Origin of the sequence: Providencia sp. wls1914, from assembly GCF_009706645.1 — a bacterium.
Lineage (GTDB): Bacteria > Pseudomonadota > Gammaproteobacteria > Enterobacterales > Enterobacteriaceae > Providencia > Providencia zhijiangensis.
The window spans coordinates 158,727-172,252 of record NZ_WLUN01000015.1 but is presented as its reverse complement, the minus strand read 5'-3'; the positions used below and the strand labels follow the sequence as shown (position 1 = coordinate 172,252).

The 13,526-nt window shown below is 42.5% G+C and carries 12 protein-coding genes and 1 pseudogene; 4 read left to right on the top strand and 9 right to left on the bottom strand.

Going from position 1 to position 13,526, the window contains the following annotated elements:
- Nucleotides 1–411 precede the first annotated feature (411 nt).
- The 3 genes from GKR74_RS09820 to GKR74_RS09815 form a co-directional block, all read right to left on the bottom strand.
- Nucleotides 412–1,743 (bottom strand): BglG family transcription antiterminator, encoded by a 1,332-nt coding sequence (locus tag GKR74_RS09820; protein WP_230089142.1) that lies wholly within the window; start codon nucleotides 1,741–1,743, stop codon nucleotides 412–414.
- 102 nt (nucleotides 1,744–1,845) lie between these two features.
- Complete coding sequence (locus tag GKR74_RS17970; RefSeq protein ID WP_336431319.1) at nucleotides 1,846–2,349, bottom strand: BglG family transcription antiterminator; 504 nt, start codon at nucleotides 2,347–2,349, stop codon at nucleotides 1,846–1,848.
- Between the two features lie 188 nt (nucleotides 2,350–2,537).
- A complete protein-coding gene (locus GKR74_RS09815; protein ID WP_154603427.1) occupies nucleotides 2,538–3,245 on the bottom strand; it encodes a pirin family protein in 708 nt (235 codons plus the stop codon).
- A gap of 122 nt (nucleotides 3,246–3,367) precedes the next feature.
- Here GKR74_RS09815 and GKR74_RS09810 point away from each other — a divergent pair.
- Nucleotides 3,368–4,312: pseudogene (locus GKR74_RS09810) on the top strand (LysR family transcriptional regulator).
- 277 nt (nucleotides 4,313–4,589) lie between these two features.
- Here GKR74_RS09810 and GKR74_RS09805 read toward each other — a convergent pair.
- The 5 genes from GKR74_RS09805 to GKR74_RS09785 all read right to left on the bottom strand — a co-directional run bounded on the left by GKR74_RS09805 (nucleotide 4,590) and on the right by GKR74_RS09785 (nucleotide 7,116).
- Nucleotides 4,590–4,985, bottom strand: coding sequence for a DoxX family protein (locus GKR74_RS09805; protein WP_132496578.1), 396 nt, complete (start codon nucleotides 4,983–4,985; stop codon nucleotides 4,590–4,592).
- Nucleotides 4,986–5,248: 263 nt separating this feature from the next.
- Entirely contained in the window at nucleotides 5,249–5,551 is a 303-nt protein-coding gene (locus GKR74_RS09800) for a YqjK-like family protein (RefSeq protein WP_230086679.1), read from the bottom strand.
- On the bottom strand, nucleotides 5,538–5,942 hold the full coding sequence (locus GKR74_RS09795; RefSeq protein ID WP_154603425.1) for a phage holin family protein: 405 nt from the start codon (nucleotides 5,940–5,942) through the stop codon (nucleotides 5,538–5,540). Before GKR74_RS09795 ends, GKR74_RS09800 begins: the two co-directional genes overlap by 14 nt.
- Nucleotides 5,943–5,951: 9 nt before the next feature.
- Nucleotides 5,952–6,257 carry a DUF883 family protein gene (locus GKR74_RS09790; protein ID WP_154603424.1) on the bottom strand — a complete coding sequence of 102 codons (306 nt, stop codon included), beginning with the start codon at nucleotides 6,255–6,257 and terminating at the stop codon, nucleotides 5,952–5,954.
- A gap of 199 nt (nucleotides 6,258–6,456) precedes the next feature.
- Nucleotides 6,457–7,116 (bottom strand): DedA family protein, encoded by a 660-nt coding sequence (locus GKR74_RS09785; RefSeq protein WP_154603423.1) that lies wholly within the window; start codon nucleotides 7,114–7,116, stop codon nucleotides 6,457–6,459.
- Between the two features lie 611 nt (nucleotides 7,117–7,727).
- Between GKR74_RS09785 and GKR74_RS09780 the strand changes: the two genes are divergently transcribed.
- The 3 genes from GKR74_RS09780 to sstT all read left to right on the top strand — a co-directional run bounded on the left by GKR74_RS09780 (nucleotide 7,728) and on the right by sstT (nucleotide 11,202).
- On the top strand, nucleotides 7,728–8,699 hold the full coding sequence (locus GKR74_RS09780; protein ID WP_154603422.1) for a TerC family protein: 972 nt from the start codon (nucleotides 7,728–7,730) through the stop codon (nucleotides 8,697–8,699).
- A 96-nt stretch (nucleotides 8,700–8,795) separates the two neighbouring features.
- Nucleotides 8,796–9,665, top strand: a complete 870-nt coding sequence (locus tag GKR74_RS09775; RefSeq protein WP_336431318.1) for a hypothetical protein — start codon at nucleotides 8,796–8,798, stop codon at nucleotides 9,663–9,665.
- 280 nt (nucleotides 9,666–9,945) lie between these two features.
- Nucleotides 9,946–11,202 carry a serine/threonine transporter SstT gene (gene sstT, locus GKR74_RS09770; protein ID WP_154603421.1) on the top strand — a complete coding sequence of 419 codons (1,257 nt, stop codon included), beginning with the start codon at nucleotides 9,946–9,948 and terminating at the stop codon, nucleotides 11,200–11,202.
- Between the two features lie 175 nt (nucleotides 11,203–11,377).
- Here sstT and GKR74_RS09765 read toward each other — a convergent pair whose 3' ends face one another.
- Nucleotides 11,378–13,399 (bottom strand): FAD-dependent oxidoreductase, encoded by a 2,022-nt coding sequence (locus GKR74_RS09765; RefSeq protein WP_154603420.1) that lies wholly within the window; start codon nucleotides 13,397–13,399, stop codon nucleotides 11,378–11,380.
- Nucleotides 13,400–13,526: the final 127 nt, after the last annotated feature.

Sequence of the window (13,526 nt, the reverse complement as noted above, 5' to 3'; positions counted from 1 at the left end):
TCTTGAATAATTTTGCAGACAGGGAATTTCCAGTTCAAAGTGGAAATATTTTGGAAGTGAAACTGGAAGGGCGGCGGTTAATTTTCGATCTAAGAGGAAGCTAACTGGAAAAACTAACACATTAAGAGGGTGATTTGGGATGATTGGATAATGAGTAATATAATAAATTTATTATATTTCAACCTATTAAAGATATTTTGGAGATAGTGGAAATAGCTCTCAGGTTAATAAATAAAAGTGGAAATGAATTTGTGGAAATCTATATAGAGTGGAAATCTTCACTTCCACTTACGTTGGTTTACGCATGAAGTGGACAATTTGGACTAAAAATCATTTGGTGGAGTTGTGGTTAGGATCACGTAAATAGTCCTCACCTCCCTTTTTCCACAAGGAGGTGGAAATAAAAGGAAACTACAAAATTCGCGCGAGACTATCTTTGGCGATAGCTTGGAACTCATTGAAATTTTTGACATTCACAAGGCGGCGGGTGGTTTTCTCTTTGACGAAGGTGACAAATAAATCATAAATCGCCATCGCTTCTTCATAGTCAGTTTTGCTGATTGCCAATAAGAAAATCACATAGGCGTTCTCTTTGGTCTCTTTGTTCCACTCGATGCCTTGCGGGGCAAGGATGGTCGTTACCACGGTTTTATTGGCGAGTAACCCTAAAGAGTGAGGAAGGGCGATCCCTTCACCCAGCAATGTCGAGACAATGGATTCACGCTCTTGTAATGACGGATAAAAATCTGCGGTGACATAGCCTTCTAGTTGCAGTTTCTGGCAGACAGTTTTGAATAGCGTCTCTTGGCTAATTTTTTCATTGATAACCATAAAGAAACGTTCATCGAAGAAGCGCTCAATAATATAGGGACGGGTCTGATCCACCATCGCTAAGCGACCCACTTGTTCGAGCTGGTAGGGGGTTGGAAAGGGCGCAATTTTAATAACGGGTTTATTTTTCTCTGAGATCCGTACGGTGGTGATCACAAAGTCTTCTGCGACTTCATCCAACGATTCATACTCTTGCAGTGTTAGCCCTCGGCTAAATTTGAGCTGTGGAAATTCACGCATAATTTTGGATTCCACCACGCGAAAGGTGGAGTTACCTGCATCCGTGACCACTAACACTTCCGTCTGGCGTGCGGAGCCTGCCCCATAATTTCGTTCAAGGCTAACCCCAATGTGTACCGCTAAGTAACCCAGTTCATCTTCATTAATGGGATGTGGAAGCAGCTGCTTACTGGCACTGGTTAAGGCGCTTAACGTGACATCATAAGCAAACGGATAATACTGTTTAATGTCTGAAAGCAGCGGGTTTGGGGTGGAAATATGGTATTGAAGGCGAGTCATTAAGGCTGAAAGATGGGTATTCAGATCTTTCTTTAGCTTTTCATCATTCCGCAAATCATAGTTATACAACTCGTTGATATAATTTAAGATATATTCAGATAACTCATTGTGATGATTATGCTTCTGTGTTGATGCGTGCTGGTTACTGATACGCTGTGCGATGATTTGGTCGTGCAAAAAGCTCAATTCAGCTGGGGATAAATCATTGCCAAGGAAGTAAATTAGCCCTTTAGAAATTTCATCACAGGCTTGAGTAATGACTTCTTCTAATTCTTCGTTGTTGACGCTGGCAGTGAGTTCATGGCCGCGGGTAATACGTAAAATGGTGACGGCACAGTTAAATACAAGATAAAGATGGCCTTCATTACTGATGCGAATATCAAAGCGATTCAAACTGTTATGAACCACTTTATCGATATAGGTTAAATCGAGATTATCCAGACTTTCCGGCGTGAATGTGGCGAGGTCGGGGGGGATTTGCTCGCTAAACTGCCGCTAGAGGGCTTCAGTCATACAAGCACGAATAGCCCATTCGCTGCCATTTAAGCGGATCCCTTGATGAGGAATGCTTTCCAGTTGAACTTGATAGCGATGAAGATGCTCGCGAACAGCACCCATATCTTGCTGAATGGTACTGCGGCTAACAAACCACTCTTCGGCAATATCATCGAGCTTGACGGGTAGGGACTGCATTAGCAGCTTGAGCAATAGGGCATCAATACGCTCTTTGCTGGTGCGTGGGATTTGGCTGTTTTTATCATTAAGTTTGGTAAATGTAGAAAAAATCTCATCATTTTCGATTTTTAATCGATACCCCCGCCCGCGCTCATACACAATATGAGCGCTATGATCTTTAATTAATTCGTTGATTTCATTGATATCTGAGCGAATGGTGCGGGTGGAAACGGAAAACTGTTTCGCTAATTCATCTTGAGGGACAACCTCATTGAGGATCCGAGAGAAAATTTGATTGTGTCGCTGCAAAATGAATAAAGCCACAAGAACCCCTTTAAAATCAAAAAATAAAGTTCGGAGTTAAAAACTGATGGTTTTTTAACTGTCTTATGGCTGGACTCTAACACAGTGGTATCAGGATTGCGGAAATAGAAATGATGAAATTTGCGAATCTATTCGCAAATTTTGCGCGATCTACGGATTAAATTCACTTTTTCCGCCCCTGAATAGAATTAAAACGATTCACCTAAATCAATTAACAAACCTCTAAATGCTCGGTCGCTGGTAAGTGTTAGGGAATTTTCATCTTGGATAAATAAGCCATCGTTACAGCTCATTGATAAAGATTGCGATTCTTTCCCGCTAACCTGTAAACCACCATGAATGGATTGCAGGTAGGCATTTTTACCTCGTAATACGAGGGTTTTCGACTCATTAGGCTCAAGATAAATCTGGCTTATCCAAATTTTTTGGCGAAGTCGTAGGCTATCATCATCCCCATCGGGTGATGCGATAAGCTTGTTATCTTTCTCCGCTAATGCCAACTTTTGGGGAGGCATAGATTCCTGTTGTGGGCACGCATTTAGCCACAACTGAAGCCGTGTTAATGGTGTTGTCTCACTGATATTGTGTTCACTGTAGCTCAGGTCAGGACGAGGCGAAAAACTGACGCATTCCCCTGCTTTTGCACTGACGGTATTACCTATGTTATCGCGGTATTCAGCTTGACCTTGCAGGATGATGTTCACAATATCAACATGAGGATAAACTCTTGGTTGAAAAGCATTATCTGGTGCAAGCACTTCTTGATTTAGCACTTTTAGGGTTTTAAAGCCCATTAAGTCTGGATCAAAATAGTGACCAAACGAAAAAGTATAGCGTGCCTGTAACCAACCGTAGTCTGCTTTCCCACAATGGTTAACTGATCTTAATTTCATCATAATGGTTAACCCTCATTCAAAATATATAGCTAGTAATATATTGTTATAATAAATATCTGGACGTTGAATTGTTAGCCAGTTAATCTGTTTCCATCATTCAAATTTCCTGAAAGAGATACATCATGAGCAAAGAGAGAGCATTAACACTTGAGTCGTTAAGGGTGATGGATGCAATCGATAGGCGTGGCAGCTTCGCGGCAGCGGCGGAAGAGCTGGGTCGCGTTCCTTCGGCATTGAGCTATACCATGCAGAAGTTAGAAGAAGAACTTGATGTTATTTTGTTTGACCGTTCAGGACATCGAACTAAATTTACCAATGTGGGGCGCATGCTGTTAGAGCGTGGGCGGGTGTTACTTGAAGCCGCCGATAAACTCACCTCGGATGCGGAGGCGCTGGCTAAAGGTTGGGAAACGCACCTGACGATTGTGTGTGAAGCGCTGGTTCCGGCAGAGTCTTTATTCCCGCTGGTGGATAAACTGGCTGAGAAATCCGATACCCAACTCTCTTTAATTACTGAGGTGCTAGCAGGAGCATGGGAGCGACTCGAATCCGGGCGTGCGGATATTGTTATCGCACCAGATATGCATTTTCGTTCATCCTCTGAAATTAACTCCAAAGTGCTGTATACCCTGAACCATATTTATGTGGCAAGCCCAAACCATCCTATTCACCAAGAGCCCGAGCCGCTTTCTGAAACTACACGTGTGAAATACCGAGGTATTGCGGTGGCAGATACTGCCCGTGAGCGCCCGGTGATCACCGTGCAACTGCTGGATAAGCAGCAAAGATTGACGGTATCGAGCATCGAAGATAAGCGCAAGGCGCTGATTGCAGGGCTAGGAGTGGCGACAATGCCATATCCGCTGGTGGAGCAAGATATTAAGGAAGGGCGCCTGCAAGTGGTGGGGGCGGAGTTTAGTCATGAGTCGAATATGATTATGGCGTGGCGACGGGATAGCATGGGGGAGGCGAAGTCGTGGTGCTTACGAGAAATCCCTAAGCTGTTTAGATCTTGATCTCGTCATACTTCAAGTTGTAGCTGTGTTGGCTTCATAAAGTCACCCTAGTCACATACTTGTGTATGCTCCTAGGGATAACTTCACTTACCGCCTTGCTACAACTCGAATTATTTAGAGATCACTCGTGAGGCGACTCGGAAAAGCAAAAAAGAAAATAAAAAGAAAGTAAGAATAAAAAAAGCCAAGACGGAAGCAGATCTAAAGCAAAAAAAAGCACCTCGGATGGGAGGTGCAAAGGCATTTAACTTATGGAAAAGGATGTTGACTTGAGGGTACTGTTGACTCCCTGCCTATAGGTCGCTATAGGCGAGGAGGTTGGAGCTCATTACCATTTTTTATTTAATAAATGGTCGATACTGAATTTGCCTGGGCCAGTCACTGCTAACAGAATGTAGCCGCCTGCAATGGTCATATTTTTCATAAACATCAAGCTGTTTGGCTCAACGCTGAAATTCGTGTGGAACAGCATTGCAGTTAAGAATGTGAACACAGCAGTGAAAATTGCGGTTGTACGTGTTAACAGACCGAATAACACCGCCAGACCACCACCTAACTCAAGTAAAATTGTCAGTGGCAGTAAAAAGCCTGGGACGCCCATTGCTTGCATATATTGCTGAGTGCCTTCATATGCCCCGCCTAATTTACCGTAACCTGCAACGATGAACAGAATTGGCATCATAATACGTGCTAATAAAATAGCTCCACTTTCTAAATTTTTCATTGAGTCTCTCCAGATAATACGGTCATTAAATATAAATAAAGTGCGATATATATCGCGTTATAAGCTAAGTTTCAGCACGAAAAGGCTAGAAATTTTGGATGTGCGTATCTTATTACTTAGCTCATTCAATAAAAAGCTAAGCTTATTAACAAAGATAGACAAAAAAATTGAATGTGTATAATTGGGTGCGAAAAAAAGTGCCAAAGGGCACTTTTATCTATCATATTGACAAATAATGATTATTTTTATCTTAAGGAGATGGGTTATTTCTGACTTGAACTGTTTAAGCTGCTTCTTAGGGTACGAATAAGTCCCCAAGTTGCAATGGCTTTCTTGCTCAGTGAAATAAATCGATTGGGGTGCTTTAAGGTAAAAATAGAGATAAGACCCGTCGCAGCGATAACAATTGGGCGAAAGGTCATCAGGGTTTGCCAAGCGCGGTCATAAGGAGCTGTGGCTTGTAGCCACTCTTTCTTACTGGCCGATAACTGGATGCGCTGCAGCTCAATATCAGAGACTAAGCGTGACTTTCTTTCTGCAAGTAACTGACGTTTACTTTTGCTCATCATCGGTTCCTGCCAGTGCTTTAGCGTCATTACGAAGTTGTTCACGGGTTGCGCTTAGCAGCGTGGACTGTTTCGCTTTTTTTAACGTCCAAATAGCAAAGATAATCGCGAGTAAAATCAGTGTTCCGGTCGTGATAGCAAAAGCCTGATAACGATAGACGGGATCCACAGACCAAAAAATAAGCCCAATAAGGCACATCAGACCAAATGCAGAAAATAGAAGAGTCAGCCCTGCGAGTAATAATAACTGAACAAGGTTGAGTTTCTCTTCTTCTAATTCTACTGCAATAAGTTGAATGCGGGTTTCAACCATATTAACGGTGATACCCGCAATTCTTTGCAGAGAATCTAGAACCCGCTTAGCGGGTCCTTGACGTGGCGACTGTTCCATAAGCGATGATTAGCGCTTGCTAAGTAGCATGCCTAAGACTACACCGACGGCTGCACCGATACCCACGCTTTTCCATGGATTTTCACGCACATAGCAATCTGCTTGGCCTGCAATTTCTTTGGTTTGCTCGGTAATTTTATCACTGGCTTGACCGAGTTTAGCTTTTGAAGAGGAGAGGGCTTCACGGGCTTTAGCCTTTAAGTTTTCGATCTCTTCTTTTGATTTATCTTGAGTACTATTCAGAATGGATTCGAGAGAGTCTGCGAGTGATTTAAGTTCAGCACGTAGATCTTCAGAAGAATGATTGGACGACATAGTAGAACCTCCTATCAATAGAAAAATAACGCAATACCTTAATAACGTATGACCTTAATAGCCGATGACATTAATAATAGTACAATAGCTTTTTTTAGCTTAAGTGCAATCACTAATTGGCATAGATTTCGAATTGAGATAGAGGAAAGCGGGAATCGCTAAATATTCCCGCTGTTCGATTTGATTCAGTGACGGCTATTTATTTGCGGGCGAATTTTTTCTTGATGACAACACCAATGCTGCCGATCAGACCCAAAATTAATAACCCAACTGGAATAAGCATCAAGACATTCATAATTTGATGCTCATATTGCTGGAAAATAGGGCTTTTACCGAATCCGTAGCCGATAGCGGTCAAAATTAGTACCCAAAGGAGCCCACTTAACCAGTTAAACAGTTGGAAACGCCCATTTTGCAAGCCTGCAAGCCCTGCGATGGTTGGTAGTAATGTTCTGACAAATGCAAGGAATCGACCAATCAGTAGCGCAGCTAAGCCGTGACGATGGAATAGCCCATAGGCACGCTGGTGATAGTGTTCGGGGAGGTGTGATAACCAGCCTTTGACAATTTTTGTATTACCTAGCCAGCGACCTTGGATATAACCGACCCAACAACCAATACTGGCGCCTGCAGTTAAAATCACTAAGGTTAATGGGTAGCTAAGAGCACCTTTTGCGATGAGTACGCCAACAAGGATCAGTAAACTATCACCGGGTAAGAATGCAGCTGGAAGCACGCCGTTCTCCAATAATAGGATCATGAACAGCATGAAATAAATCGACCATATCAACGATGGGTTAGATAAGGTTTCGTAATCTTGGTGCCAAAGGGCGAAAAAAAGTTCTCTAACTAATTCCATTAATGTTTCCTAAACGGCAATCACAGCAACAAACATGTTGTTGGGCAGAAATGGATTAAGTAAATGCCGGAAGAAAACGGCTGTTTCTTCGGGCTGTTAGTGTAAAACCCGATCACTTTAACAAAACAGAAAATAACTAAACAGTAAATTTTAAGCTTATTTTGAGAATTCATTTAAATTGCGGCTGATTTTTACATTTTAGGTTCTTAACCACTGCCTTTCTAAAATAACAAAAAATGGGAATGGCGCTGAATAAGAGGATTTAATCTGACTATTTACCAGTTTATTTACGTTTAGGTAACGAAAAATAGCATGAACATATTGGTAGCTAATCATTGCTTTTTAAGATTAATTACCTTATTGTGTGCGCATAGCAAAGGGGAGTAACTTCTTCTGTCGGATTATCGTCATTACGGTGCACACAATTGTACCCGGTAACCGAGCACCACAATTTCCTTATCTTAGGTTATCTGTGTTGTAAGTGAGACCTTGCCAGAAGGCGAGGTTTGCTCATCGTTTACAACCGTATAGTGATAACTTAGGGTGAAAACAGTTTAAGCGGCTGATGTCTTCTGGATATCAGCCGTTTTTTGTTTTTTAAAGGAATCAAAATGAACTCTGTTGGAAATCCCGTTTTATGGGGCAGCTTTGCTGTCATGATCCTTGTGATGTTACTCATCGATATGTTTTGGCAAGGAAAACATAAAGGTCAGGCGATGTCGATGAAGCAAGCTGCGGGCTGGAGCATCTTGTGGGTGACTCTATCGCTGATTTTTGCGGGCGGTCTGTGGTGGTACTTTAATGATACCGTTGGATCTGAAGTCGCGAACACGCAAACTATGGCGTTCTTAACCGGTTATCTGTTAGAAAAAGCCCTTGCCGTGGATAACGTGTTTGTTTGGTTAATGCTATTTGGTTACTTCGCTATTCCAGCAAGCTTACAGCGTCGCGTACTTGTTTACGGGGTGCTTGGGGCTATCGTCCTGCGTACGATTATGATTTTTGCAGGTAGCTGGTTAGTCACGCAATTTAGCTGGATCCTCTATATTTTCGGTGCGTTCTTACTGTTTACGGGGATCAAAATGGCGTTTGCTAAAGAAGATGATTCACCGATAAATGAAAAGCCATTAGTTAAATGGGTGCGTTCACATTTACGGATGACCGATGAGTTACACGGCGAAAAGTTCTTTATTAAAAAGAATGGATTGCTGTTTGCTACCCCATTAATTTTGGTTCTGATCTTAGTGGAAATCAGCGATGTTATCTTTGCGGTAGACAGTATTCCCGCTATCTTTGCTGTGACCACTGACCCGTTTATCGTATTAACGTCTAACCTGTTTGCAATTTTAGGCTTACGTGCAATGTACTTCTTATTAGCGGGTGTTGCTGAGAAATTCTCAATGCTTAAGTACGGTTTAGCTATCATTTTAAGCTTTATCGGCGTGAAGATGTTGCTGATGGATATTTTCCATATTCCTACCGCGGTTTCGTTAGGTACCGTTGCTGCGATTTTAGCTCTGACACTGGTGATTAACACCATCGTGAATAAGCGCAATGAAGCAAAAAAATTGATTAACGAATAATCTTTTTCCTAATTAGAAAAACTCCCATAAGTTCATCATGACTTTGGGAGTTTTTTTATATCTAATGATTTATAGGCGTAAAGATGAGGAGGTTCTGTGCAACAAGTCATGCGGGTCTTACGAAAACTCTATAAATACGAAAATAGCCAATATGATGGAGAACGAGCTGTTTCCACTTACTCATTAGATTTGTTATCTGACAAAGAACGTACACTTTTAAACGATACTCGATGGCAAGCTAATCAGATTGAATGTTTTACAGACCATCAAGATATTATGAATAAGCTCCACAGCTTAAAGCATGAAAGTGCATTAACCCGCCAGCGCTGTTTGGATGCTTTTGTTGCTGGTGTAGGGGGGAGTTATTTGCGGGGACGTTCGGTCTTAGGGGCTTATCATCAGTTGAATACTTTACCCGAACATGAATATATAGAAAAACCGCAGTATGCTTGTTGCTGGATCTGTAGCAGCTATAACAAACATATTTGTATTAATGATAGCTACTTTCAATACTGCTTATATTACGGAAATTCTTATACCGGAAATCCAAGCTATGCGTATTTGAATTTACGACATTTATTGAATGTTGATGCTGTAAAGCCTACCGATGAAGACAAAAAAGTCTTTAATCAACTATTAGATTTATTACGTAATGCGCCTGAAGATGAAACTCCTGGAAAATTTGAAAAGCGTTTATCTGAGGCAAAATTAATTAAAGGTGATAAATACACATTACGCGGGATATTGCATTCACTCGCATTGATTGGCGTTATTTCGAATACTTTTATCTCTTTGTCTCTTGATAGTTGGCACGATTTTGGTGATATAACTAGCGCAGAAAATCAACTTAACAATACGAAAGGGCGTTCTGATATGGAAATGCCTTGGGCCGGTTGGAAAGGAAATTTAAAAGTAGACGAGGCAAAAATAGCAGATTATTTTGGTGGCTATTTAATCAATCGTTAAATCTTACTCGCAGTAATCAATACAATTAAAAAAACACCTTGGATTTATCTGATGTGTTTTTTTATTTTAACTATCTGAAAATCCTCACTCATTTTCTATGTCCTCTGTTTCCTATAAGAAACAAAACTCTATTGCGATCACAGATATGTAAAATTAATGTTAACTGTAATCAATCATTGTGTATATTTTGAATAATAGCCTTTTCAGGAGATTAATATTCCTTATACTGGCTCGGCAAACACATTTAATTCCTAAAAAAGATAAATTATAAAGGTCTATTATGGATACAAATAAAGCAGGGTTATGGCGAGTAATTAGTCAAGGTAGTTTGGTCAAACAAATCCTAGCAGGCTTGATTGCAGGTATCTTATTGGCATGGTTATGGCCGTCGGCAGCAAAAAACGTAGGCTTACTGGGTGACCTGTTCGTTAGTGCGTTAAAAGCCGTTGCCCCAATACTTGTTTGGGTGTTGGTTATGGCGTCCATTGCTAACCATCGCCAAGGGCAAAAAACCAGTATTCGCCCAATTTTAGTACTGTATATTTTAGGGACATTCTTCGCGGCTGTTGTGGCGGTGATTGGCTCATTTATGTTCCCATCCAGCTTGATTTTAGCTGTCGGCGATACTCAACTGACGCCTCCGGGTAATATTGCCGAAGTGCTTAAAGGCTTACTGATTAATATTTTCGCTAACCCAGTCGATGCACTGATCAAAGGGAATTATATCGGTATCTTGGCATGGGCGATTGGTTTAGGCATTGCATTGCGTCATGCCAATGAAACCACCAAAACCATGATCCACGATTTTTCGTTAAGCGTGACTCAGCTGGTTCGTGTGGTCATTCGTTTAGCGCCATTAGGTATTTTCGGTTTAGTGTCTTCAACAATTGCAACAACCGGTTTTGAAACCTTAAAAGGCTATTTCCACGTATTGGCGGTATTACTGGGCTGTATGATCATCGTAGCATTAGTGGTTAACCCACTGATTGTTTACTGGAAAATTAAACGTAACCCATACCCACTAGTGTTCGCTTGCTTACGTGAAAGCGGTGTCACAGCCTTCTTTACTCGTAGCTCTGCAGCTAACATTCCGGTGAACATGGGGATGTGTCGCCGTATGAATCTGCACGAAGACACCTATTCTGTTTCTATCCCGCTAGGTGCAACCATTAACATGGGCGGTGCTGCGGTAACCATCACCGTATTAACACTGGCAGCGGTGCATACTCTGGGGATCCCTGTTGATATCCCGACGGCGCTGTTATTAAGCGTGGTTGCGGCGGTTTGTGCGTGTGGCGCATCTGGCGTGGCAGGCGGTTCATTATTACTGATCCCACTGGCATGTAATATGTTCGGTATTTCGAACGAAGTAGCGATGCAAGTGGTTGCAGTGGGCGTGATGATTGGCGTACTGCAAGACTCTGCGGAAACTGCACTGAACTCTTCAACGGACGTGCTTTTCACTGCGGCGGTATGTTTATCGGAAGACGATAAACTGGCTCAAGCGGATGCTGAGTTATCTCAAACTCAAGACTAAGCTGACAAACCCATCAGGTTTGGAAATGGCTCTTTTGGGTTGTAAAACTAACAAGGAAAATCAATTTATTGATTTTCGCCTGATAACACAAAGAGGGAAAAACCACGCTTTTATCCCTCTTTGTCATTAACCTAAACCCGCTGAATTAGCGGGTTTTTTTATGGGACAGTAAAACTTACAACTGATAAGCCACTTTCATGCCTTGTTCAATGGCACGGCGGGCATCTAACTCGGCAGCCACATCTGCCCCTCCAATCACATGAGGGTGAATGCCAATTTCTTCTAGTTGCTCTTTCAATGGGCGATAAGGTTCTTGCCCAGCACAAAGGATGACATTATCAACGGCAAGGCAGATATTTTCATCTTGATAGCGAATATGCAGCCCATCATCATCCACATTCATATATTCGACACCATTAAACATTTGGACGCCGCGCTTCATTAATGACAAGCGATGTACCCATCCCGTCGTTTTTCCAAGCCCAGCACCGACTTTGCTGTTTTTACGCTGCAATAAATAGAGGTGGCGAGGTGTTGGTTCTAACTGTTTTTTCGTCGGGAGAAGCCCGCCTCGAGTGGTGATGGCGGTATTAATATTCCATTCATGGTTAAATTTATTATCATCTAAACTGCTGCTGATCCCTTGTTGGGTCAGAAGTTCCGCAACATCAAACCCAATACCACCCGCGCCAATGATCGCCACATTTTTACCGACATTATCGGGTTGTTTTAAAGCCTCAATATAGGACATCACTTTGCGATGATCAGCGCCAGCTAGGTTGATAGCGCGGGGGATAACGCCCGTGGCGATAATGACTTCATCAAATTGCGTTAAATCGTTGGCTTGTGCAAGCTGCTCTAGTCGAACATCCACATTGAGCAGTTGCAGTTGGCGAGAAAAATAACGCAAAGTTTCATAAAACTCTTCCTTGCCAGGGATCTGTTTAGCGAGATTAAATTGCCCACCAATTTGGTTACTGCGTTCAAATAGCGTGACTTGATGGCCTCGTTTGGCGGCATAGATTGCACAAGAAAGTCCCGCTGGACCCGCGCCGACAATCGCCACTTTTTTAGGTTTATCTGCTAATTCATTGGGATAGTCCATCTCGCGTACTGCTTGTGGATTGACCAAGCAGCCAGCCAGTTTGCCATTAAAAATCTGGTCAAGGCAGGCTTGATTGCAGCCAATACAGGTGTTTATTTCATCAAAGCGACCATCTTGGGCTTTCAACACAAACGCTTCATCGGCAAGGAAAGGGCGCGCCATGGACACCATATCAGCTTGACCGCTAGCAATGATTTGCTCCGCCACAAACGGGTCATTGATGCGGTTGGTGGTAATTAGCGGAATATTCACCTTACCCATTAATTTTTCCGTCACCCAACTGAAGGCTTTGCGGGGAACCAACGTCGCAATGGTCGGTACACGGGCTTCATGCCAGCCGATTCCCGTATTGATCATGGTGGCTCCCGCACTTTCAATCTCTTTAGCCAATAGCTCGATTTCATCCCACGTTGATCCCTCTTCGACAAGATCAAGCATGGATAAACGATAGATAATAATGAAATTTTTCCCAACCGTTTGGCGAATGCGTTTAACGATTTCTAGCGGAAAACGGATACGATTTTGGTAGCTTCCACCCCATTCATCAGTTCGATGATTGGTGCGGGATGTAATAAATTGATTGATTAAATAACCTTCCGATCCCATCACTTCAACCCCATCGTAGCCCGCTTGCTGGGCAAGTTTAGCGGTGTTCACGAAGTCATCGATGGTTCTCTGGACCTCATCGGCAGTTAATTCGCGAGGGGGAAATGGGGTAATTTCGGATTTAATCGGGCTAGGCGCCACCAACGCTGGGTGCAGGGCATAACGACCTGCGTGCAAGATCTGCAACGCAATTTTGCCATCCGCCTGATGCACCGCATCGGTGATTTGCTGATGAAATGGCAATTGGTTTTGATGATTCAATATAGCGCCATGAGATGCTAAAGCCCCTTCAGGGTTCGGGGCTATCCCGCCGGTAATAATCAGGCTGACCCCATTCTCTGCACGAAGTCGGTAAAAGTGGGCAAGGCGCTGGCTTCCTTGAGGATGCTCTTCTAAGCCGGTGTGCATTGAACCCATCAAAATACGGTTTTTAAGAACGGTATGCCCCAAATCAAGTGGGGTAAAAAGATGTGGAAAATTGCTCATATTGGCTCCCATTTGGGACTATTAATAACAGGTCAGATGAGTTAACTGTAGCCTAATGGACAATTGAATTAAGAATAATGTTAAAAAATTGTGATTTTTATCATATGTTTTACGAGGAATAATTAAA

Coding starts and splice junctions, on each gene's coding strand:
- GKR74_RS09815 (WP_154603427.1), bottom strand. CDS start 3,245: ATGATGAAATTAAGATCAGTTAACCATTGTGGGAAAGCAGACTACGGT.
- GKR74_RS09805 (WP_132496578.1), bottom strand. CDS start 4,985: ATGAAAAATTTAGAAAGTGGAGCTATTTTATTAGCACGTATTATGATG.
- GKR74_RS09800 (WP_230086679.1), bottom strand. CDS start 5,551: ATGAGCAAAAGTAAACGTCAGTTACTTGCAGAAAGAAAGTCACGCTTA.
- GKR74_RS09795 (WP_154603425.1), bottom strand. CDS start 5,942: ATGGAACAGTCGCCACGTCAAGGACCCGCTAAGCGGGTTCTAGATTCT.
- GKR74_RS09790 (WP_154603424.1), bottom strand. CDS start 6,257: ATGTCGTCCAATCATTCTTCTGAAGATCTACGTGCTGAACTTAAATCA.
- GKR74_RS09785 (WP_154603423.1), bottom strand. CDS start 7,116: ATGGAATTAGTTAGAGAACTTTTTTTCGCCCTTTGGCACCAAGATTAC.
- GKR74_RS09780 (WP_154603422.1), top strand. CDS start 7,728: ATGAACTCTGTTGGAAATCCCGTTTTATGGGGCAGCTTTGCTGTCATG.
- sstT (WP_154603421.1), top strand. CDS start 9,946: ATGGATACAAATAAAGCAGGGTTATGGCGAGTAATTAGTCAAGGTAGT.
- GKR74_RS09765 (WP_154603420.1), bottom strand. CDS start 13,399: ATGAGCAATTTTCCACATCTTTTTACCCCACTTGATTTGGGGCATACC.